This window comes from Pluralibacter gergoviae ATCC 33028 = NBRC 105706, from assembly GCF_001598855.1.
Classification (GTDB): Bacteria; Pseudomonadota; Gammaproteobacteria; order Enterobacterales; family Enterobacteriaceae; genus Pluralibacter; species Pluralibacter gergoviae.
Genome location: NZ_BCZS01000003.1, coordinates 206,072 through 227,003, shown reverse-complemented (window position 1 = coordinate 227,003; position 20,932 = coordinate 206,072). Strand labels below are relative to the sequence as shown.

17 protein-coding genes are annotated in these 20,932 nt (G+C 60.1%); 5 read left to right on the top strand and 12 right to left on the bottom strand.

From position 1 onward, the window contains the following. Positions 1-113 precede the first annotated feature (113 nt). On the bottom strand, positions 114-542 hold the full coding sequence (locus ENGE1_RS05240) for an OsmC family protein (RefSeq protein WP_043084042.1): 429 nt from the start codon (positions 540-542) through the stop codon (positions 114-116). Between the two features lie 206 nt (positions 543-748). Between ENGE1_RS05240 and sra the strand changes: the two genes are divergently transcribed. Both sra and ENGE1_RS05230 read left to right on the top strand, forming a co-directional pair. Beyond that, complete coding sequence (sra, locus tag ENGE1_RS05235; protein ID WP_043084046.1) at positions 749-880, top strand: stationary-phase-induced ribosome-associated protein; 132 nt, start codon at positions 749-751, stop codon at positions 878-880. 186 nt (positions 881-1,066) lie between these two features. Next, on the top strand, positions 1,067-2,767 hold the full coding sequence (locus tag ENGE1_RS05230; RefSeq protein WP_048252760.1) for an NAD-dependent malic enzyme: 1,701 nt from the start codon (positions 1,067-1,069) through the stop codon (positions 2,765-2,767). Positions 2,768-2,866: 99 nt separating this feature from the next. Here ENGE1_RS05230 and arnF read toward each other — a convergent pair whose 3' ends face one another. From arnF to arnB, 7 genes are read right to left on the bottom strand one after another with little or no spacing between them, the layout of a single operon-like run. Further along, a complete protein-coding gene (gene arnF / locus ENGE1_RS05225; RefSeq protein WP_048252685.1) occupies positions 2,867-3,250 on the bottom strand; it encodes a 4-amino-4-deoxy-L-arabinose-phosphoundecaprenol flippase subunit ArnF in 384 nt (127 codons plus the stop codon). Further along, positions 3,250-3,573 carry a 4-amino-4-deoxy-L-arabinose-phosphoundecaprenol flippase subunit ArnE gene (gene arnE, locus ENGE1_RS05220; protein ID WP_048252684.1) on the bottom strand — a complete coding sequence of 108 codons (324 nt, stop codon included), beginning with the start codon at positions 3,571-3,573 and terminating at the stop codon, positions 3,250-3,252. Before arnE ends, arnF begins: the two co-directional genes overlap by 1 nt. Then, on the bottom strand, positions 3,570-5,231 hold the full coding sequence (gene arnT / locus ENGE1_RS05215; protein ID WP_048252683.1) for a lipid IV(A) 4-amino-4-deoxy-L-arabinosyltransferase: 1,662 nt from the start codon (positions 5,229-5,231) through the stop codon (positions 3,570-3,572). Before arnT ends, arnE begins: the two co-directional genes overlap by 4 nt. 4 nt (positions 5,232-5,235) lie before the next feature. Then, positions 5,236-6,132, bottom strand: coding sequence for a 4-deoxy-4-formamido-L-arabinose-phosphoundecaprenol deformylase (arnD, locus tag ENGE1_RS05210; RefSeq protein ID WP_043084053.1), 897 nt, complete (start codon positions 6,130-6,132; stop codon positions 5,236-5,238). Beyond that, positions 6,129-8,111, bottom strand: a complete 1,983-nt coding sequence (gene arnA, locus ENGE1_RS05205) for a bifunctional UDP-4-amino-4-deoxy-L-arabinose formyltransferase/UDP-glucuronic acid oxidase ArnA (protein ID WP_064360558.1) — start codon at positions 8,109-8,111, stop codon at positions 6,129-6,131. The genes arnD and arnA overlap by 4 nt, the downstream gene beginning before the upstream one ends. Beyond that, on the bottom strand, positions 8,111-9,091 hold the full coding sequence (gene arnC / locus ENGE1_RS05200) for an undecaprenyl-phosphate 4-deoxy-4-formamido-L-arabinose transferase (RefSeq protein ID WP_048252681.1): 981 nt from the start codon (positions 9,089-9,091) through the stop codon (positions 8,111-8,113). The genes arnA and arnC overlap by 1 nt, the downstream gene beginning before the upstream one ends. Before the next feature lie 5 nt (positions 9,092-9,096). Next, entirely contained in the window at positions 9,097-10,236 is a 1,140-nt protein-coding gene (arnB, locus tag ENGE1_RS05195; protein ID WP_048252680.1) for a UDP-4-amino-4-deoxy-L-arabinose aminotransferase, read from the bottom strand. Positions 10,237-10,928: 692 nt separating this feature from the next. Here arnB and ENGE1_RS05190 point away from each other — a divergent pair. Together ENGE1_RS05190 and adhP are read left to right on the top strand one after the other, a co-directional pair. Beyond that, entirely contained in the window at positions 10,929-12,647 is a 1,719-nt protein-coding gene (locus tag ENGE1_RS05190) for an ABC-F family ATP-binding cassette domain-containing protein (RefSeq protein ID WP_048252679.1), read from the top strand. A 212-nt stretch (positions 12,648-12,859) separates the two neighbouring features. Next, positions 12,860-13,870 (top strand): alcohol dehydrogenase AdhP, encoded by a 1,011-nt coding sequence (gene adhP, locus ENGE1_RS05185; RefSeq protein ID WP_048252678.1) that lies wholly within the window; start codon positions 12,860-12,862, stop codon positions 13,868-13,870. 35 nt (positions 13,871-13,905) lie between these two features. Here adhP and araJ read toward each other — a convergent pair whose 3' ends face one another. The 4 genes from araJ to fdnG form a co-directional block, all read right to left on the bottom strand. Then, entirely contained in the window at positions 13,906-15,075 is a 1,170-nt protein-coding gene (araJ, locus tag ENGE1_RS05180; protein ID WP_064360561.1) for an MFS transporter AraJ, read from the bottom strand. A gap of 166 nt (positions 15,076-15,241) precedes the next feature. Continuing rightward, complete coding sequence (gene fdnI / locus ENGE1_RS05175; RefSeq protein ID WP_043084064.1) at positions 15,242-15,898, bottom strand: formate dehydrogenase-N subunit gamma; 657 nt, start codon at positions 15,896-15,898, stop codon at positions 15,242-15,244. Beyond that, complete coding sequence (fdxH, locus tag ENGE1_RS05170; protein ID WP_043084066.1) at positions 15,891-16,775, bottom strand: formate dehydrogenase subunit beta; 885 nt, start codon at positions 16,773-16,775, stop codon at positions 15,891-15,893. The genes fdnI and fdxH overlap by 8 nt, the downstream gene beginning before the upstream one ends. A gap of 11 nt (positions 16,776-16,786) precedes the next feature. Continuing rightward, complete coding sequence (gene fdnG, locus ENGE1_RS05165; RefSeq protein ID WP_098939859.1) at positions 16,787-19,834, bottom strand: formate dehydrogenase-N subunit alpha; 3,048 nt, start codon at positions 19,832-19,834, stop codon at positions 16,787-16,789. Between the two features lie 214 nt (positions 19,835-20,048). Between fdnG and yddG the strand changes: the two genes are divergently transcribed. After that, on the top strand, positions 20,049-20,930 hold the full coding sequence (gene yddG / locus ENGE1_RS05155) for an aromatic amino acid DMT transporter YddG (protein WP_048252676.1): 882 nt from the start codon (positions 20,049-20,051) through the stop codon (positions 20,928-20,930). The last annotated feature ends 2 nt before the right edge of the window (positions 20,931-20,932 follow it).

Here is a 20,932-nt window from a genome sequence, read left to right as displayed (position 1 = left end):
CGTGAAGGATGGCGAAGGATTGTACGGAAAAAACGGTGAAAAAGCCTGCCCGTTTCCGGACAAAACGACAGCGGCCCCGAATCCGGAGCCGCTGTCTGGCGATAAATGCAGAATCAGTTCAGCGTGTAATCAAGCGTGATCTCAGCGTTCAGCACCTGAGAGACCGGGCAGCCGGCCTTCGCTTTGTTGATGATTTCATCAAACTTGGCGGGATCGATATCCGGCACGGAGATCCGGCTCTGCAGCGCCACTTTGGTAATGGCAAAGCCGCCGTCTTTTTTATCCAGCGACACGGTGGCTTCCGTGTCGATAGAGGTGGCGGTATAGCCGCCGTCGCTCAGCATCAGCGACAGCGCCATCGAGAAGCAGGAGGCGTGCGCGGCGCCGATAAGCTCTTCAGGGTTGGTGCCGGGCTTCCCTTCAAAGCGGGTGTTGAAGCCGTAGGGCTGCTGGCTGAGGGCGCCGCTTTCGGTAGAGACCGTGCCTTTCCCGTGCTTGAGATCCCCTTCCCAGTGCGCCTGGCCTTTCTTATGAATAGTCATGTGTTGCTCCTTGTTGACGATTGAGTGCTTAAGTATAGATCACCGTAGCACAGCGCCATGATTCCTGGATTATTCCTTAATGCCTCCCCCGGCGCTTGCTATTTTGCCGCTACTGGCGAATGATAAATGGCGCAGGATTCATCCTGCACGCTATGGGTTATATTTCAACCGACCTTGAAACTCGCAACAGGATCAAAGGAGTCAACATGAAATCGAACCGTCAGGCACGCCACCTTCTTGGCCTGAATTATAAGCTCTCTAACCAGAAAAAAGTTCTTGTCGAAGGCGGCAGCGAAAGCCTGGTATCACACGCCACCGGCCGCAAGCGTCGCGGCTAACCTCACTCGCCTTTAATACAGAACAGCACCACCTTTCAAGTAAAGGGGGTGCTTTTTTTAGTTTCACAACACCAGATTTCACCCTTTTCATTAACACTTGCTTTATAATTTGTCGCGCCGCAGTACCTGCCAGACCCTCTCGCTACCGATGTCCGGGCCTGGAGTGATGACAAAGGAGTGAGTGTGATATTTCCCAATCTTAAAAAAAATCGTTCGCTTTATATTCCCTATGCGGGCCCGGTCCTGCTTGAATTCCCCCTGCTGAACAAAGGCAGCGCCTTCAGCATAGAAGAGCGCCGCAGCTTCAACCTGCTCGGCCTCCTCCCGGAAGTGGTGGAAACCATCGAAGAGCAGGCTGAGCGCGCCTGGATCCAGTACCAGGGCTTCAAAACCGAAATCGATAAGCATATCTACCTGCGCAACATCCAGGACACCAACGAAACCCTTTTCTACCGGCTGGTTGAAAACCACCTCGATGAAATGATGCCGGTCATCTATACCCCGACGGTCGGCGCCGCCTGCGAGCGCTTCTCGGAGATCTACCGCCGCGCGCGCGGGGTGTTCATCTCCTGGGAGAACCGGGAAAACATCGACGACATTCTGCAAAACGTGCCGAACCACAATATTAAAGTGATCGTAGTCACCGACGGCGAGCGCATTCTCGGTCTCGGCGACCAGGGCATCGGCGGTATGGGCATTCCCATCGGCAAGCTGTCGCTGTACACCGCCTGCGGCGGCATCAGCCCGGCCTATACTCTGCCGGTGGTGCTTGACGTCGGCACCAACAACCAGCAGTTGCTCAACGATCCGCTGTACATGGGCGCGCGCCATCCGCGCATTACCGACGACGAGTACTACCAGTTTGTCGATGACTTTATTCAGGCCGTTAAGTCGCGCTGGCCGAACGTGCTGCTGCAGTTCGAAGACTTCGCCCAGAAGAACGCCATGCCGCTGCTGACCCGCTACCGCAATGAGATCTGCTCCTTTAATGACGACATTCAGGGCACGGCGGCGGTGACCGTCGGCACGCTGATTGCCGCCAGCCGCGCGGCGGGCAGCCAGCTCAGCGAGCAGAAAATCGTCTTCCTCGGCGCCGGCTCCGCCGGCTGCGGTATCGCCGAGCAGATTATTGCCCAGACCCAGCGGGAAGGCCTCAGCGAGGAGCTGGCCCGCTCGCGCATCTTCATGGTGGACCGCTTCGGCCTGCTCACCGATCAGATGCCGAACCTGCTCTCCTTCCAGACGAAGCTGACCCAGAAGCGCGACGGCCTGCTGGCCCAGTGGGATACCCAGGAAGAGGTGCTCTCCCTGCTGGACGTGGTACGCAACGTGAAGCCGGATATCCTGATCGGCGTCTCCGGCCAGAGCGGGCTGTTTACCGAAGAGATCATCCGCGAGATGCACAAGCACTGTCCGCGCCCGATCGTCATGCCGCTCTCTAACCCGACCTCGCGCGTTGAGGCCACGCCGCAGGACATCATCAGCTGGACCGACGGCAACGCCCTGGTCGCCACCGGCAGTCCGTTCGATCCGGTCGTGTGGAAGGATAAAACCTACCCTATCGCCCAGTGCAACAACTCCTATATCTTCCCCGGTATTGGCCTCGGCGTTATCGCCTCCGGCGCCACCCGCATCACCGACGAGATGCTGATGTCCGCCAGCGAAACCCTGGCCAAGCACTCGCCGCTGGTGAATAACGGCGAGGGCCTGGTGCTGCCCGAACTGAAGGATATCCACACCGTGTCCCGCGCTATCGCCTTCGCGGTGGGCAAAATGGCCCAACAGCAGGGCGTGGCGGTAAACACCTCGGCGGATGCCCTGACCCAGGCAATTAATGATAATTTCTGGGAGCCGGAGTACCGTAACTACCGGCGGACGTCGATTTAAGACACCGGGCCTGCGGATGCAGGCCCGTTTTTTATCTCCGCAACATCCCGCGGGTTACCCCTTGCGGCCCCCCGTTTATCCTCCCCCTCAAAGCCCGCCTTATTTGCCGCGCCGCTTATCGGGCAGACAAATCAGTACCAGGCCGGTGACAATCGCCGCCACGCCGATAAGCTTTTCCGGGCTAAACCTTTCGTTAAGCCACGGCAGCATCATGGCGGCAAACCATACCAGCACGTAGCTCAGGCTTAACAGCGGATAGACCTTGCTCAGCGGGAGCCGCCTGAGCGCCATATACCAGCAGCCGATGGAGAACGCATAGGCCGCCAGCCCGCACGCCAGCGCCAGCGCGCCGGAGCCGCCGGCCAGCATCGCCGTCGCAAAATCCTGATCCGACGCCGCGGGGAGCTGAACCATCGCCCACTTCATGCCAAGCTGCGCCGAGCTTACCAGCAGCACGCTCATCAGCGCCCAGAGATATCCCATCAGGCGTACCTTCCCAGCGCAATGATGCCAATGATGATTAACCCCACCCCCAGCCAGTGGCGGGCAGAAATAGGCTCTTTCCAGATCCCGCGCGCGGCAAGCGTAATAAAGATAAAGTTCAGGCTGAGCATCGGATAAGCGACACTGACGTCAACATGCCGGAGAACCTGCAGCCAGACCAGCATTCCCGCCCCCAGCAGCAGCGCGCTCAGCCCGAGCCACAGTATCAGATGGCGGCGCCCCGCCCGCTGGGCCGCCTGCTTCTGGCACAGCTGGCCGCAGCAGCTCAGCAAACTGGCCAGAACGATCAGCGCAATATTCATGGCCGGGCATCGTATTCAAGGAGAACGAAGCGTCCGCGGCGGGTCAGGCGATCCGCCGGCGGCGGCGTCAGGGCGTGGAGCTCGCCGGGATTCGACACCACCAGCAGCAGCGAGACTTTCCCCTGCCTGCGGTGCTCCGCCAGCCAGGCCGCGAACAGGGACGGACGGAGATAGCGGTCGTGCACATCCGGATAGTTGAGACCGTAGCGCAGTTCGCCCGCCTGACCATAAAGCTGTATGTCGCTGCGCCGCATTTCCCAGGCAATGCCCGCCGCCACGCCCACGCTGTTGGTAAAGATATAGCGGCTGTCGGCCAGCGGCTGGCGAACATCATCAATAAACGCCTGCGGCTGCTTCGAGTCCACCACCCTGGCGGGGATAACGGCACCGACCAGTAGCGCCACGCCCAGCGGGCAAAGCGCGGCCGAGAATCCGCGTCCGGGCCTGCGGGTTAGCGCCAGGAGGCCAAACAGCCCCCAGACGGCAAACGCCAGGCAGGCAAGTATCGCCTTCAGGGTTTCGTTAGCCGCGTACACCGGGTGTTTTGCCAGCCCCCACGGCGCCAGGAAGAAGGCGACGATGCTCAGACAAACGGCGCCGAATGCCAGATTTATCCAGCCGTTGACGCGTAAAATGACCGATCCGCTTCTTGCCTGCGCCACCGCGTAGCGCGCCATCAGGATCGCCAGCGGCGCGAAGCACGGCAAAATATAGGTCGGCAGCTTGCCCTTAGCGATGCTGAAAAACAGCAGCGGCATCACAAGCCAGCCCAGCAGATAAAACGCCTCGCCCTGCCCGCGCCGTCCCTGCCAGCCGCTTTTCAGGGCGCCGGGCAGCAGCCCCAGCCACGGCAGCGCGCCGGCGACCAGGAACGGAACGTAATACCAGAATGGCGCTTTGTGCTGGGCGTTGTCCTCCGCGAAGCGCTGAATATGCTCCACCCAGAAGAAATAGCGCCAGAAGTCCGGTTCGGCGTGGGCGATAGCCAGCGCCCACGGCAGCGTTATCAGTACGGCGCTCAGCACCGCCCACGGCCCGTAGAGCAGGACCCGTTGCCAGCGTTTTTGCGCCATCGCCCACGGCAGCACGCTAATGACCGGCACCGCCAGCGCCAGAAACCCTTTGGTCATGACGCCCATGCCGCAGGCCAGGCCCAGCAGGAGGTAACCGCCGAGGATGCCGCCGCGCGTTCTGGCGGTACTGGCCAGCCAGAAACTGCACATTGCCGCGGTCAGCCACAGCGCGATCATCGGATCGAGCACGGCGTACGTGCCGACCCCATAGACCAGCAGGCAGGTCAGGAAGATAACCCCCGCCAGCAGCGCAACGGTTTTATCGCCCCACAGGCGAAACGCCAGCCAGGAGGTCAGCAGCGCGCTGAGCGTTACTGAGAATACGGCGCCAAAACGCACGGCAAAATTGTTATGCCCGAAGATCAGCTGGCTGAGGTTATTGATCCAGTAGCCGGCAACCGGCTTTTCGAAATAGCGCAGATCGAGAAAATGGGGTACGACCCAGTTACCGGACAGCAGCATTTCGCGGCTGATTTCCGCATAGCGGGTCTCATCCGGCTGCCACAGGTGGCGAAACGCCAGCGGGACGAGGTACAGCAAGGCAAAACAGGTCAGAATAAGTATTCCGTATCGTGCTGATTTCATCGGCTCACGGCTCTATGCGTTGTTGACAGCCAAGCCAGCCTTCCCGGCCTGGCGTGGACCCGCGCACAATTTTGCCTCTCGGCAGCGTGGATAAATCGGCCGGCAGAAGCGCGCTGAGCGGGCAGAACTGCACCCCCCGGGCCGCGGCCATTTCCAGCAGTTGACGAAAGGCGTCAAGCATCGCTATCCCTTCCACTTCCGCATGGATGGTGTAAACCGGCGTCCCTGTGTCCTGGTGTATTTTCTGCAGAATAACGTCGTTGAAATTTTCTTTACTGACGCCGGCGCCGATCAGCTCGTCCCAGGTCGGTAGCGTCACGGGAATTTGCACCGCGGCTTCGCTGCCGTCAGACAGAACCGGCACAAACGGCGTCGTCCCCCGGCAGTCGCTGTTGTAGTGAAACGGGAACGCGGCTTTGGCCTTGACGACGCGCTGGTCGGCGCGCCAGCCCGCCGCCGCCGAACAGATGACCGGCCGATCGACAATGTTCTGCAGCGCATCCAGCCCCAGGTGAATCTGCTGTTTGAGTTTCGACTGATCCCAGACGCCGGCCCAGGCCTGCCAGGCATGGTGATCCCACGCGTGGAGGCCAATTTCATGCTGCTCCGCCGCCGCCGCAATGACCCCGGCATTCCCCGCGCCAATGACGCGCCCCGGCCATGCGGTTCCGGCCAGAAGGATGTCCCAGCCGTACAGCGACGCCGCGCGGGAACGCAGCATCTTCCACAGAAAGTCAGGCTTGATCAGCCGCCACAGGTGGCGCCCCATGTTGTCCGGCCCTGTGCTAAAGAAAAAAGTGGCCTGAATTGCGTGTAAACTGAGCGCCTTCAGAAGATTTGGCACCCCTTCACGGGTGCCTCGCCAGGTATCGACATCAATACGCAGGCCGACTTTTCTCATGATGCACGCTCCCTGAGCTCTACGGTTTTCAGGAAGAAATCCAGCGTTTCGTCGATGGTTTTCTCCATAGGCACTGTCGGCGTCCAGTTCAGCAGGCGCCGGGCGTTGCTGATGCTGGGCCTGCGGTGTTCAACGTCCTGATAACCTTTGCCATAGTAGGTGCTGCTTTCCACCTCGCGGAAACCGGCAAACGGCGGGAACTGGCCGCGCAGCGGATGACGTTCAAAGCTCTCCAGCAGACTTTCGGCCAGCTGCTTAATGCTCGCCTCGTTATCCGGATTACCGATATTGATGATCTGGCCGTCGCAGTTATTCTTCTTATTTTCAATGATGCGGAACAGCGCTTCGATACCGTCGCCAATATCGGTAAAGCAGCGTTTCTGCCTGCCGCCGTCGATAAGTTTGATCGGCGATCCCTCCACCAGGTTGAGGATCAGCTGGGTGATGGCGCGGGAACTGCCGATCCGCGCAGAGTTCAGGTTATCGAGCCGCGGCCCCATCCAGTTAAACGGCCGGAACAGCGTAAAGCGTAGCCCCTCTTTTTCGCCGTAGGCCCAGATAACGCGGTCAAGCAGCTGCTTGGACACGGAGTAGATCCAGCGCTGTTTGTTGATAGGCCCGACGATCAGCGGCGAGCGGTCTTCATCAAATGACGCATCGCTGCACATGCCGTACACCTCGGACGTGGACGGGAAGATAATGCGTTTTTTGTATTTCACACAGTCGCGGACGATCTTCAGATTCTCTTCGAAGTCGAGTTCGAAGACGCGCAGCGGATTGCGGGTATATTCGATTGGGGTGGCAATCGCCACCAGCGGCAGCACCACATCACACTTTTTAATGTGATACTCGATCCACTCGGAGTGAATGCTGATGTCCCCTTCAACAAAGTGGAAGCGCTCATGGCCGATGAAGCGGGAGATCGCGTCAGAGCCGATATCGAGGCCGAAAATCTCGAAGTCGTCCTCGCGCAGCAGGCGTTCGGTCAGGTGGTTACCAATAAAACCGTTCACGCCGAGGATAAGTACGCGGGTGCGACTCTTCACGGCGGAAACCGGCTTACTGCTGAGGATGGCGCCGGTGACCAGGCCGAGGGACTGCGCGAGCTGGCTCCCCTGCATGTATACGCCGTTGTCCGCCTGCCCGGCGATCACTTCCAGCGCGCCCGTACCGCAGGCGATCGTCAGCGGGTTGACGGCGATCACGGTGCCCGCTTTCGCGCCGCTGTTGTTTGCCAGCACGCGGCTTTTCCAGATAATAAATTGACTGCCGCCCGCGTAGCTGAACGCCCCCGGCCACGGTTCGCTGACCGCACGCACCAGGTTATTGGCCGCTACCGCCGATCCCTGCCAGTTTATCGCGCCGTTTTTGGGCGATCGGCCGCCAAAATAGGTCGCTTCAGCTTCATCCTGGGCGATCTGCGCAAAATTACCGGTTTTGATCGCCTGCAGGCTGTCCGCCAGCAGCGACGACGCGGCGGCGCACAGCTTGTGGTGCAGAGTCAGCGCCGTATCGTCTGCCGCGATCGCCACCCGTGCCTGGGCGACGATGTTGCCGGCGTCTGCGCGTTTCACCATGCGGTGCAGGGTAACGCCGGTTTCGGTTTCCCCGTGTACCAGTACCCAATTGAGCGGCGCGCGGCCGCGGTATTTCGGCAGCAGAGAGCCGTGCAGGTTAAATCCGCCCGCCCGCGCGCAGTTCAGAATCGCGTCACTCAGCAGGCTGCGGTAATAGAACGAAAAAATAACGTCCGGCCGCGCGTCTTTAATACGATCGACCCACAGCGGGTGGTTCACATCCTCAGGCGCAAAAACCGGAATACCGAATTCTGCCGCCGTACGGGCAACAGAGCCAAAGAACGTATTCTCAGCCGCATTATCCGGATGAGTATAAATCGCTGTAATATCATAGCCTGCGGCAATTAGGGCACGGATCCCCACGCAGCCCATATCGTGATAGGCAAAAACAACGGCCTTCATTATTGATTGTCCTCTGAAGATAAAGCGGTTTCACGGCGAATGATGCGTTGAATAAAATAGCGCGGGCGCGCGCGCACATCGTTATAGATCCGACCGATGTACTCACCCAGCAGCCCCATCCCGATAAACTGGGCGCCAATAAAGGTGAAGAGCACGGCAAAGAGCATAAATACCCCGTCTGCCGCCCAGTGTGAGCCGAGCGCAAACCGCAGTACCACCAGCAGCACGGCCAGCGCAAAACCAAAGAGCGCGATAATGCTGCCGACGACGCTCAGCAGGCGCAGCGGCGTGGTGGTCAGACAGGTGACCAGGTCATACATCAGGTTAATCAGGCGCATGAAGCTGTACTTCGAGTCGCCAAACTGGCGCTCATCGTGGTGCACGGGAATTTCAATGGCGCGACGCGCAAAGGTATTGGCCAGAATAGGGATAAAGGTGCTGCGCTCGTGGCAGTGCAGCATCGCGTCGATGATATGGCGGCGATAGGCGCGCAACATGCAGCCATAGTCCTCCATGGCTTTACCGGTGGTGCGCTGGATCAGCAGGTTAATCATTTTCGACGCGCGTTTGCGAAACCAGCTGTCCTGGCGGTTCTGACGCACGGTGCCCACCACGTCATAACCCTCATCGGCTTTGGCAACCAGCCGCGGGATCTCTTCCGGCGGGTTTTGCAGGTCGGCATCGAGGGTGATGATAAGGTCGCCGGTGACGTGGCTAAAGCCCGCCATGATCGCCGAATGCTGGCCATAGTTGCGGTTGAGCAGCACCGCGATAATGCGGCTGTCCGGCGCTTCTGCGGCACGGGTTAGTATGGCGGCGGAGTCGTCGCTGCTGCCGTCATCGACAAGGAGAATTTCGTAATCGCGATTGAGCGTTTCGCAGGCGGCTGATGTACGGCGAAGCAGTTCAGGCAGGCTCTCCTGTTCGTTGTACACCGGGATCACAATCGAGATTTTGTTGACAGGTTCCAGGGTCGTCATCTGAGTTAGCATCCGGAGAGTTCACGTAAGGCGGTAATGACCCGGGAAGTCTCTTCGGGAGTCATATCGGGAAACAGCGGCAGCGAGCACAGACGCTCGCTGTTCCACTCGCTGTTTGGCAGCCGCAGCTGCGGATAGCGTTCGCGGTAATATTTCTGCGTATGCGCGGCGCGAAAATGCAGGCCCGTGCCGATCCCCCGCGCTTTCAGAGCCTCCATCAGCCCGGCGCGGGAAATGCCGCAGGCGGCCTCGTCTACGCGGATGATAAACAGGTGCCAGGCGTGGTGATGCGGCCATTCAGGCAGCGAAAGCGGCAGAAATGGCGTATCGGCCAGCGCCTGTAAGTAGTGGCGGGCTATCTCCCGGCGGCGCGCGTTAAGCTGCTCCAGTTTAGCCAGCTGCACCAGCGCGATAGCGGCATTGATGTCCGCCATGTTGTACTTGAACCCCGGTTCGATCACCTCCGCCTGCGGCGCGCGGCCGTACGCCTGCCGGTCAAATGCGTCCACGCCCAGACCGTGAAACTTCAGGCTGCGGATCCGCTTTGCCAGCCGGTCATTGTCGGTCACGATAAGTCCGCCTTCCGCGCAGGTCATGTTCTTGATAGCGTGAAAAGAGAAAATCGCCGTGCCCTCTGCCCCCACGTGCTTGCCCTTGTACCGGGTGCCGGCCGCATGGGCGGCATCTTCAATGACCGGGATACCGTAGCGCTCGCCAATCGCGCGGATCGCGTCGATGTCCACAGGCGCTCCCGCGTAATGCACGGGAATAATGGCTTTCGTGCGCGGCGTTATGGCCGCCTCAATCGCCTCGGGGGTCACCAGCAGCGTGTCGCGATCGACATCAATCATCACCGGCTCTGCGCCCAGCAGCGCAATCATGTTAAGGGTGGACACCCACGTCAGCGATGGCGTAATCACCTCATCGCCCTGCTGTACGCCGAGCGCCATCAGCGTGACGTGCATCCCGCCGGTCGCCGAACTTACCGCAATGGCATGTTGATTGCCGGTTAAGTCACAAAATGCCTTCTCAAGCGCCTGATTTTTCGGCCCGGTGGTGATCCAGCCGGATTGCAGGACCTCCGTCACCGCGGCAATTTCTTCCGCGCCCAACGCCGGCCGTGAAAAAGGCAGAAAATCACTCATTGCGTGGATCCCTTATTAAATACCGAACGCTAAACGTTGACGGGATAATGAATCAGGCTAATTAAATAGAAGTACAACATTCAGAAAGAACTGCCTGACTGGCTAAACGATGAATCAATGGGAGGAATTTAACGAACAAACCTTATAACAACATTAAGAAAATAAGATTTAAAAAAAGTCGGCATTAAGCGGCGCTTGCTTTAAAGGCGCCAGCAATGATAAAAGCGCCACCTCAATGTCGGGCTGATTGCTTAATAACAAAAAAGTTCCGCATATTTAAAAATAATCATCTGCGCTGCGGGAATTAACGCTATTTAGATTATTCCCAGGACAGCTAACAGGGGCGGAAATACCGGCGACTGACCGCCGCGCATTTCTCTGGCGCGTTAATGTTACTTCCACGCCGGGCAGGAGGACAGGCTGGACTGGTCAAACGCGACTCTCCCCGCTACACTACCTCTCCCCATTTACCTGATGAATAAATAAGGAGGATCCCATGCCGTACTGTGAAATGATTGTTATTTCACATACATTTGGCGATCGCACCTGCTCAAGCGTTACGCACACCGTGCTGCGATAACTTTGGCTTGAGCGAAGACACCAGAATGTAACTCCCTTCCCTCGGCTTACCGGGTTATCGTCAGCGATGTTTGACGAGGCGTTCGCACGCCTGTAACACTTGAGTAAGTTCAATGAGCACACTACTGAATGCACGCGCCCTGAGCGTGGAAACGGCTTTTGCGCCGCTCTTTTCCGATCTCACCTTTACCCTGCAAAAAGGCGACCGCGTCGGCCTTATCGGCGATAACGGCAGCGGCAAAAGCACGCTGCTGAAACTGCTTGACGGCACCCTGTCGCCCTCCTCGGGCACGGTGTCAACCGCCTCAGGCTGCCTGCTGGCGCGCATCGAGCAGCACCTGCCGGCGCATCTCGCCTCCCTTACCCTGCGCGCCGCCGTCGCCGCCGTCCTGCCGCCCGACGAGCGCGAGAGCCAGCTCTGGCGGGTTGATGCTCTGCTGGCGGAGATGGGCCTCGCCCCCGACGTGGCAAACCTCACCTGCGCGACCCTGAGCGGCGGTCAGCACACCCGCCTGCTGCTGGCCAGGGCGCTGATCCGCCGGCCCGATGTGCTGCTGCTGGATGAACCGGGCAACCACCTCGATCTGCCGACCCTGCTGTGGCTGGAGTCGTTCATCCAGAGCTGGCGCGGCGGCTTTATCATGGTCTCTCACGACGCCCGGCTGCTGGATAACGTCACCAACGTCAGCTGGATTTTACGCGACCGCACGCTGCACCACTTCGCCCTTCCGTGCAGCGCCGCCCTGCGGGCGCTCGCCGGGCGCGATGAAAGCGACGCCCTGCGCCGCAGGGCCGAGCAGAAAGAGATTGACCGGGTCACCGCCAGCGCGAAGCGGCTGGCCGCGTGGGGCCGGGATTACGATAACGAAGATCTGGCCCGCAAGGCCAAACAGATGGAGAAGCAGGTCCAGCGCCTGCAGGCGAGCCAGACCGCGCTGACCGAAGGCAGCCGCTGGCGGCTGCACCTCAGCGGCGATGCTCTGCCCGCCGACAGGCTGCTGGCGCTGAACGGCCTGCCCGTCGCTCCCGCCCCAGGGCTGCCGGCGCTGTTTACCGTCCCGGCGGCGCGGCTGAAAAGCGGCGACCGGGTAGCGATAATCGGGCGCAACGGCGGCGGTAAATCGTCGCTGCTGCGCCTTATCTGGCAGCACTACTGCGGGCAGCAGAATAGCGCAGCGCTGCAGATCCATCCCCGCGTGAAGGTCGGCTATTACGACCAGACCCTCAGGCAGTTGGCAGACGAGGCCACGCTGTTTGACGCCCTTGCGCCCTTCGCCCCGGAACCGGAGGATCGCAAAATGGCCCTGATTAGCGCCGGGTTCGGCTACGCCCACCGCGGCCAGCGGGTGGCGACGCTCAGCGGCGGCGAGCGCTCGCGCCTGCTGTTCGTCGGCCTGAGCCTCGCCCGCTACGGGCTGCTGATGCTCGATGAGCCGACCAACCATCTCGATATGGCGGGCAAAGCGGCGCTGGCGGAGGCGCTGGCGGCATTCCCCGGCGGCGTGCTGCTGGTCAGCCACGATCGGCAGTTCATCGAACGGGCCTGCAGCCGCTTCTGGTTTATCGACGGCGGGACGCTGGAGGAGTGGCACGATGCCGAGGCCCTGTGGACGCGGATGCGCGAAACCTCCGCCCCGCCGGCGGCCGCAGCGCAGTTGGCGGCGCAGCCGCCGGCGGGCGACGATGAAGAGGCGCTGCTGACCCGGCTTATCGCCCTCGAGTCGCAGCTGGCCGAGGACCTCGCCCGCAAACCCCGCCATCAGAAGCCTGAGCGGCAGATCCGCTGGCGGCAGGAAATTGACGCTCTGCTCACTCTGCTGGAAAAGCGCTGACCGGCAGGCACCGCAGGTGCCTGCTTTTTAAGCATTTAACCGCCCTGAATGTGCAGCTTTTCACAGAGTTGCCATAATCACCCTGTAAAGTATGTATGAATGTTGCGGAAGCCTTGCGGATCTCGCGAAAAACATTAACCCTTGAGGGGTAATTCAACGTTACAGTCTCTAGCCTGCAACGCAGATTCTCATAATAAACAAGGAGCTATGATATGAAGGCTGCTGTAGTGACTCAGGATCATCAGATTAACGTCACCGATAAAACCCTGCGCGCGCTGAAGCACGGCGAAGCGCTGCTGAAAATGGAATGCTGCGGGGTTTGTCATACCGATCTGCACGTTAAAAACGGCGATTTCGGTGACAAGACCGGCGTCATTTTAGGTCATGAAGGCATCGGCGTCGTTGCGGAAGTCGGTCCGGGCGTCACCTCCCTCAAGCCCGGCGACCGCGCAAGCGTGGCGTGGTTTTTCGAAGGCTGCGGCCACTGCGAATACTGCAACAGCGGTAACGAAACCCTGTGTCGCGAGGTGAAGAATGCCGGCTATACCGTTGACGGCGGCATGGCCGAAGAGTGCATCGTGGTCGCCGACTACGCGGTAAAAGTCCCGGACGGGCTGGACTCAGCGGCGGCGAGCAGCATCACCTGCGCCGGCGTGACCACCTATAAAGCGGTGAAGGTCTCCGGCATCAAGCCCGGCCAGTGGATTGCCATCTACGGCCTCGGCGGCCTCGGCAACCTGGCGCTGCAGTACGCGAAAAATGTGTTTAACGCCAAGGTCATCGCCCTTGACGTTAACGACGCGCAGCTTGAGCTGGCGAAGCAGATGGGCGCCGATCTGACCATCAACTCGCGCAGCGAAGACGCGGCAAAGATCGTTCAGGAGAAAACCGGCGGCGCCCACGCCGCGGTCGTCACTGCCGTGGCGAAAGCGGCGTTCAACTCCGCCGTGGACGCGGTGCGCGCCGGTGGCCGCGTGGTGGCCGTCGGCCTGCCGCCGGAAGCGATGAGTCTCGATATTCCGCGCCTGGTGCTGGACGGTATCCAGGTTGTCGGTTCGCTGGTCGGCACCCGCCAGGACCTGACCGAGGCGTTCCAGTTTGCCGCCGAAGGCAAAGTGGTACCGAAAGTGGCCCTGCGTCCGCTGGGCGATATCAACGCCATCTTTAAAGAGATGGAACAGGGCCAGATCCGCGGCCGCATGGTTATCGACTTCCGCCGCTAATCATCAAAAACGCCGGGGCTCTCCCGGCGTTTCTCTCAGGCCAGCGCCTCCCTCTGCGCCCGCCTGCGCTTTATCTGTCCGTAAATCATCAGCGAACTCATCGCCGCGAACGACAGCAGCGCCGCCGGCAGCACGACGTAGCTGTAGCCAAAATTGAGGGTTATCATCAGCCCGCCGCACCAGGCGCCGATGGCGCTGCCGAGATTAAAGGCCATCTGGCCGCCCGCCGCCCCCAGCATCTCCCCGCCTTTGGCATTCTGCAGCAGCATGATCTGCAGCGGCGCCGACAGCGCGAACAATCCCGCGCAGCAGACAAAACCCAGCGCCAGCGACGCGGCGGGTATGCCGCCGAACATAAACAGCAGCATCAGGCTGAGCACAATCACCAGATCGGTCATAATCGTAATACGCAGCGGGCTGAAGCGTCCAGAGAGCCTGCCGCTCAGCATATTGCCGAGCACCATGCCGAGGCCCATCAGCGTCATGACGGCGGTCATCGCGCCTTCAGAGAAGCCCGATACGCTCAGCATAAACGGCTTCACAAAGCTGAACCACGCGAACACGCCGGCATTGCCGAACATCGTCGCGGCAAACACCAGCCACGGCTCCGGCAGCGTGAGGAAGCGAAACTGCTCTCTGAGGCGGACTTCTGATCTATCAAACAGGTGCGGCACCCAGGCGATAATCGACAGCAGCACCAGTACGTCGAAGACGGCAATCAGTAAAAAGGTGTAGCGCCAGCTGAAGGTGTGCCCAATCCAGGTGCCCAGCGGCACGCCCGCCAGATTCGCCACGGTCATGCCGCCAATCATCCCCGCCACCGCCATCGTCACTTTGCCCGGCGGCGCAATGCGCGAAAGAATAATGGCCCCGACGCCGAAGATAGCCCCGTGGGGGAAACCGGATACCAGGCGTCCGAGCGCCAGTAGGGCGTAGCTGTTGGCAAAGGTAAACAGCGCGTTGCCGGTAATGCACAGGGCAACCAGAAACAGCAGTATCGACTTCAGTGAGAATCGGGTTGAGAACAGCGCAATGACGGGCGCGCCAATCACCACGCCGAAGGCATAAAAGGAGATCATGTGACCGGCGGCGGGGATCGAGATCCCGGTGTCCCGCGCCAGTTCGGTGAGCACGCCCATTACGCCAAATTCGGCCATGCCCAGCCCGAAGGTGCCAAGTGCTAACGAAAAAATCGTCTTTTTCATACGGCTAATCACTTGTTGGAGGAAAGCGCCGTATTATTCCTGAAACGGGCGGAATGGACCATTGCAATCGGGCGCGGATTTATGCAGTTTTGTGTTATTTGCGCAAGCTGCGCCGCCTGGCGCTTGCCGGAAAGAAAAACGGCGCCTTACGGCGCCGCTTCGTCGGTTACTTAATGCCTTCGGAACTCTCTTCCTGCGCTTCCTTGCGCTCCACGTCGCGATACCAGCGCGGGTGATGTTTCTGCGCCCAGCGGCGGCTGACTTTGCCTTCGATCATCCCTTTGATCGAACCTTTGACCCAAAACGCCATATACATATGGATCAGAATGGCGTGGATCAGCACAATCGCCGAGGTGGCGTGGATCAGCAGGCAGTAGCGGATCAGCTGAATCGGGAAGTACTGCGCAAAGTAGGGCCGCCAGATAACCACCCCGGTGACCAGCAGGACGAAGATCATGCTCATAATGGTCCAGAACATCATCTTCTGCCCGGCGTTGTACTTACCGACCTTCGCCACCTTGTGCTCGTTGCCCTTCAGCACTTCAACAATGCCCAGCACCCAGGGAATATCCTGCTTATCCGGGATGTTGTGGTGCACGAAGCGCACGAACATCACCATCAGGGCGACGAAGATCAGCACGCCGAAGAACGGGTGCAGAATGCGCCCCATCTGCGGCGTACCGAAGGTTTCCGTCAGCCACTTCAGGGTCGGAAAGAAGAACGAAATCCCCGACAGCGCCACCAGGAAAAAGGCGATCACCACCGTCCAGTGGCAGGCGCGGTCGATAAACGTCGTGCGGACGATCATTTTTGACTTACGCATCGTGGTCCTCCTCCTCGTCGTCCACTTCCTTGTTTGGCCCAATGCCGATGTAGTGGTAAATCAGCCCGGCGAAGGTGGCGATAAAGCCCGCCGCCGACAGCGGCTTCAGCACGCCCTTCCACAGCGATACGGCGGCATCGATCTTCGGCGCTTTCGGCAGCTCGTGGTACAGCTCCGGCTGGTCGGCGTGGTGCAGAACGTACATCACGTGGGTGCCGCCGACGCCTTCCGGGTTATACAGCCCGGCGTGCGGATAGCCGCGCGCCTGCAGCTTTTTCACCCGCGCCGCCGCTACGTCCAGCATCTCTTTCTTGGTGCCGAAGTGGATAGCGCCCGTCGGGCAGGTCTTGACGCAGGCGGGCTCCTGGCCGACGCTGACGCGATCGACGCACAGGGTGCACTTGTAGACCCGGTTATCCTCTTTATTGAGGCGCGGCACGTTGAACGGGCAGCCGGCGATGCAGTAGCCGCAGCCGATGCAGTTGTCCTGCTGAAAATCGACGATGCCGTTGGCGTACTGCACGATGGCGCCTGCGGACGGGCAGGCCTTCAGGCAGCCAGGATCTTCGCAGTGCATACAGCCGTCCTTGCGGATCAGCCACTCCAGCCTGCCGTTGGCCTCGGTTTCGCTAAAGCGCATCACCGTCCAGGATTTGGCGCTGAGATCGGCGGGGTTATCGTAAACGCCCACGCAGTGGCCAACTTCGTCGCGGATGTCGTTCCACTCCGAGCAGGCGACCTGGCAGGCTTTGCAGCCCACGCAGGAGGTCACATCAATCAGCTTCGCCACTTCCTCTTTGTAGTCCCGCGCGCGGGGCGCGGGCGTTGCCGGATTGGTGGCAGAGCGTTTAATGATGTCCTGTGTTTCCATTGACATAAAATCGCTCCTTACGCTTTCTCAATGTTGACCAGAAACGCCTTGTACTCCGGCGTCTGCGAGTTGGCATCGCCGACGTTCGGCGTCAGGGTGTTGGCGATATAACCCTTCTGCGCCACGCCCTCGAAGCCCCAGTGCAGCGGAATGCCGACGGTCTCCACCTGCTGGCCGTTAACGTTCAGGGTGCGCAGACGGCGGGTTACCACCGCCACGGCGCGGATAAAGCCGCGCTTGCTGCTGACCTTCACCCGGTCGCCGTTGCTGATGCCTTTCGCTTTCGCCAGCCCTTCGCTGATTTCCACAAACTGCTCCGGCTGGGCGATGGCGTTGAGCCGCGCGTGCTTAGTCCAGGTGTGGAAGTGCTCGGTCAGGCGATAGGTGGTGCCGACGTAGGGGAACTTATCCTTCTTGCCGAGGCGCTTCGCATCTTCGTCATACAGCCGCGCCGCCGGGTTGGAGACCACGTTCGGGTGCAGCGGGTTGGTGCCGAGCGGCGTTTCCATCGGCTCGTAGTGTTCCGGGAACGGTCCTTCCGCCAGCTTGTTGAGAGCAAACAGGCGGCCCAGCCCTTCCGGCTGCATGATGAACGGTCCGACCTTGCTGCCCGGCGCGGCGGTGCTGAAGTCGGGAATGTCGTTGCCAACCCACTTGCTGCCGTTCCACTGGATCAGCATCCGCTTCGCATCCCACGGCTTGCCGTTAATGTCCGCCGAAGCGCGGTTATACAGCACCCGACGGTTCAGCGGCCACGCCCACGCCCAGCCCAGCGTATTGCCGAGGCCCGACGGATCGGCGTTGTCGCGGTTGGCCATCTGGTTGCCCCGCTCGGTCCAGCTGCCGGTATAGATCCAGCACGAAGAGGCGGTGGAGCCGTCATCGCGCAGCAGCGCGAAGCTGCTCAGCAGCTCGCCCTTCTTCGCCAGCAGCTTGCCGGAGGCGTCATAAAGATCGTCGAGGGCGACGCCGTTGTTCTCTTTCGCCACCTCTTCCGATTCCGGCGCGTGCGGCAGTTTGTAGTGCCAGCTCATATTGAGCAGCGGCTCCACGCCCTTCCCGCCTTCGCTGCGGTACATCTTGCGCAGGCGATGGTAGATGCCGGCGAGGATCTCGCCGTCGTTGCGCGCCTCGCCCGGCGCCTCGCCGCCCTTCCAGTGCCACTGCAGCCAGCGCCCGGAGTTGGAGATCGAACCGTCCTCTTCGGCAAAGCAGGTCGACGGCAGGCGGAACACTTCGGTCTGAATAGTCGACGGATCGACGTCGTTAGACTCGCCGTGGTTCTGCCAGAAGGTGGAGGTTTCGGTCACCAGCGGATCGATCACCACCATGTATTTCAGCTTGCTTAAGCAGCGCACGGTGTTGTTCTTATCCGGGAACGACGCCACCGGGTTAAAGCCCTGGCAGATGTAGCCGTTGACTTCACCCTTATCCATCAGGTTGAAGTATTTGATAACGTCGTACATCTGGTCCCACTTCGGCAGCCAGTCAAAGCCCCAGCCGTTCTCCTTTTGCGCCCGGTCGCCGTAAAACGACTTCATCAGACTGACGAAGAATTTCGGGTAGTTGCTCCAGTAGTTAACCTGATCCGCCAGCATCGCCTTCGGCGTGTTGGCGCTGAGATAGGTCTGCAGGTCGGTCTGCTTTTCACTCGGCAGCGTCAGGTAGCCCGGCAGACTGGTCGAGAGCAGCCCGAGGTCGGTCAGCCCCTGAATGTTGGAGTGGCCGCGCAGGGCGTTAACGCCGCCGCCCGCCATGCCCATATTGCCGAGCAGCAGCTGGATCATCGCCATGGTGCGGATGTTCTGCGCGCCCACGGTGTGCTGCGTCCAGCCCAGCGCATACAGGAAGGTGGTGGTTCTGTCCGGCGCGCTGGTCGAGGCCAGCACTTCGCACACCTTCAGGAAGTCGGCTTTGGGCGTGCCGCAGATGTTCTCCACCACGTCCGGCGTATAGCGTGAAACGTGCTTCTTCAGCAGGTTCCAGACGCAGCGCGGGTGGCTGAGGCTGATATCGCGCTTCGCAAAACCGTCTTCGTCAAACTGATAGGTCCACGTAGACTTATCGTACTGGCGTTTATCGGCGTCATAGCCGCTGAACAGCCCGTCGTTGAAGTCAAAATCTTCGTGCACCAGCAGATTGGCGTTGGTGTAGTCGCGCACGTAGTCGGCGTTGATTTTGTTATTTTCAATCAGGTAGTGCAGTACGCCCGACAGGAAGGTAATGTCGGTCCCGGAGCGGATAGGCGCATAAATGTCGGCCACCGACGCGGTGCGCGTAAAGCGCGGATCGACAACGATAAGCGTGGCATCGTTGTTATTTTTGGCTTCCATCGCCCAGCGGAATCCCACCGGATGCGCTTCAGCGGCGTTGCCGCCCATCACCATCACGACGTTGGCGTTTTTGATATCCACCCAGTGGTTGGTCATCGCACCGCGACCAAATGTTGGAGCAAGACTTGCTACCGTTGGTCCGTGTCAGACGCGCGCCTGGTTGTCTACCGCCAGCATCCCCAGCGAGCGGACGAATTTCTGCGTCAGCATGCCGGTTTCGTTACTGGCCGCCGAGGCGCAGAGCATCCCGGTGGAGAGCCAGCGGTTAACCGTCACGCCTTCGGCGTTTTGCTCCATGAAGTTCGCATCGCGATCGCTTTTCATCAGCCGGGCGATGCGTTCGAACGCCTCGTCCCAGGAGATGCGCTGCCACTTATTGGAGCCCGGCGCGCGGTACTCCGGATAGCGCAGGCGATTTTCGCTGTGAACGTAGTCAAGCAGGCCGGCCCCTTTCGGGCACAGCGCGCCGCGGCTCACCGGATGGTCCGGATCTCCCTCAATATGATAGATAGAGGCGCGGGCGTTCCTGGCGCCGTCACCCAGGCTGTACATCAGCAGCCCACATCCCACGGAGCAGTAGGTACAGGAATTTCGGGTCTCTTTCCCGCGCAATAGCTTATAGTCGCGCGTGGATGCCAGCGCCGCCTTCGGGGCAAAGCCCAGCGCCGCTACCGTTGTTCCGGCCAAACCGCCCGCGCAGATTTTAAAAAACTTCCTGCGGCTTACGTTCATTCTTTCCCTCGTTATCAGGATAAACGGCTGGGAAATTACCATTGCTGAAGTTAGTTTTTTTGCGGCAAATCAATATTAGGCCTGAGCACATCCCTAATAGTCACGGATAGCTAAATAGCGTACTCACAAGGTATTAACCGTTGCCGGAAATAGCAGCGCCGGTGATATAAAAATGTTATAAATTCAAAAAGCTTGCCCTTTAATGCGACGGATGATGAACACTCAAAAAGCGACCCTTACCGGCTTAACGGCAATTATTTTATGGAGCACGATGGTCGGCCTGATGCGCAGCGTCAGCGAAGGACTTGGCCCGGTTGGCGGCGCGGCGCTGGTATTCACGTTCAGCGGCCTCCTGCTGATTTTCACCGTCGGCTTTCCCAACCTGCGCCGCATTCGCCGCCGCTATCTGCTGGCCGGCAGCGCGCTTTTCGTCAGCTATGAAATATGCCTGGCGCTGGCGCTTGGCTATGCGGTCAACCGCCAGCAGGCAATCGAAGTCGGCATGGTGAATTATCTCTGGCCGAGCCTGACGATTTTATTTGCGATGGCGTTTAACGGCCAAAAAAGCTGCTGGCCGGTGCTGCCGGGAATATTACTCTCGCTGGCGGGCGTGGTCTGGGTATTAGGCGGCGAGCGCGGACTCAATATTGATGAAATCATCAGCAACGTGCGCAGCGGGCCGCTGAGCTATTTGCTGGCGTTTACCGGCGCCTTTATCTGGGCGGCCTACTGCACGGTCACCGCCAAATATGCCGGCGGGCAAAACGGCATCACGCTGTTCGTCCTGCTGACCGCCGCTGCGCTGTGGCTGAAGTTTCTGCTGGCGGACCAGCCGCCGATGCACTTTACGCTGCCGGTGACGCTTAAGCTGCTGGCCCTTTCCGCGGCGCTGGGGCTGGCCTATGCGGCGTGGAATATCGGGATCCTGCACGGCAACGTCACCCTGCTGGCCACCGCCTCCTACTTCACGCCGGTTCTCTCGTCGGCGCTGGCGGCGCTGCTGCTCAGCACGCCGCTGTCGTGGGCATTCTGGCAGGGCGCCGCGATGGTCTGCCTCGGCTCCCTGATCTGCGGCCTGGCGACCCGGCGGCGCTGAGC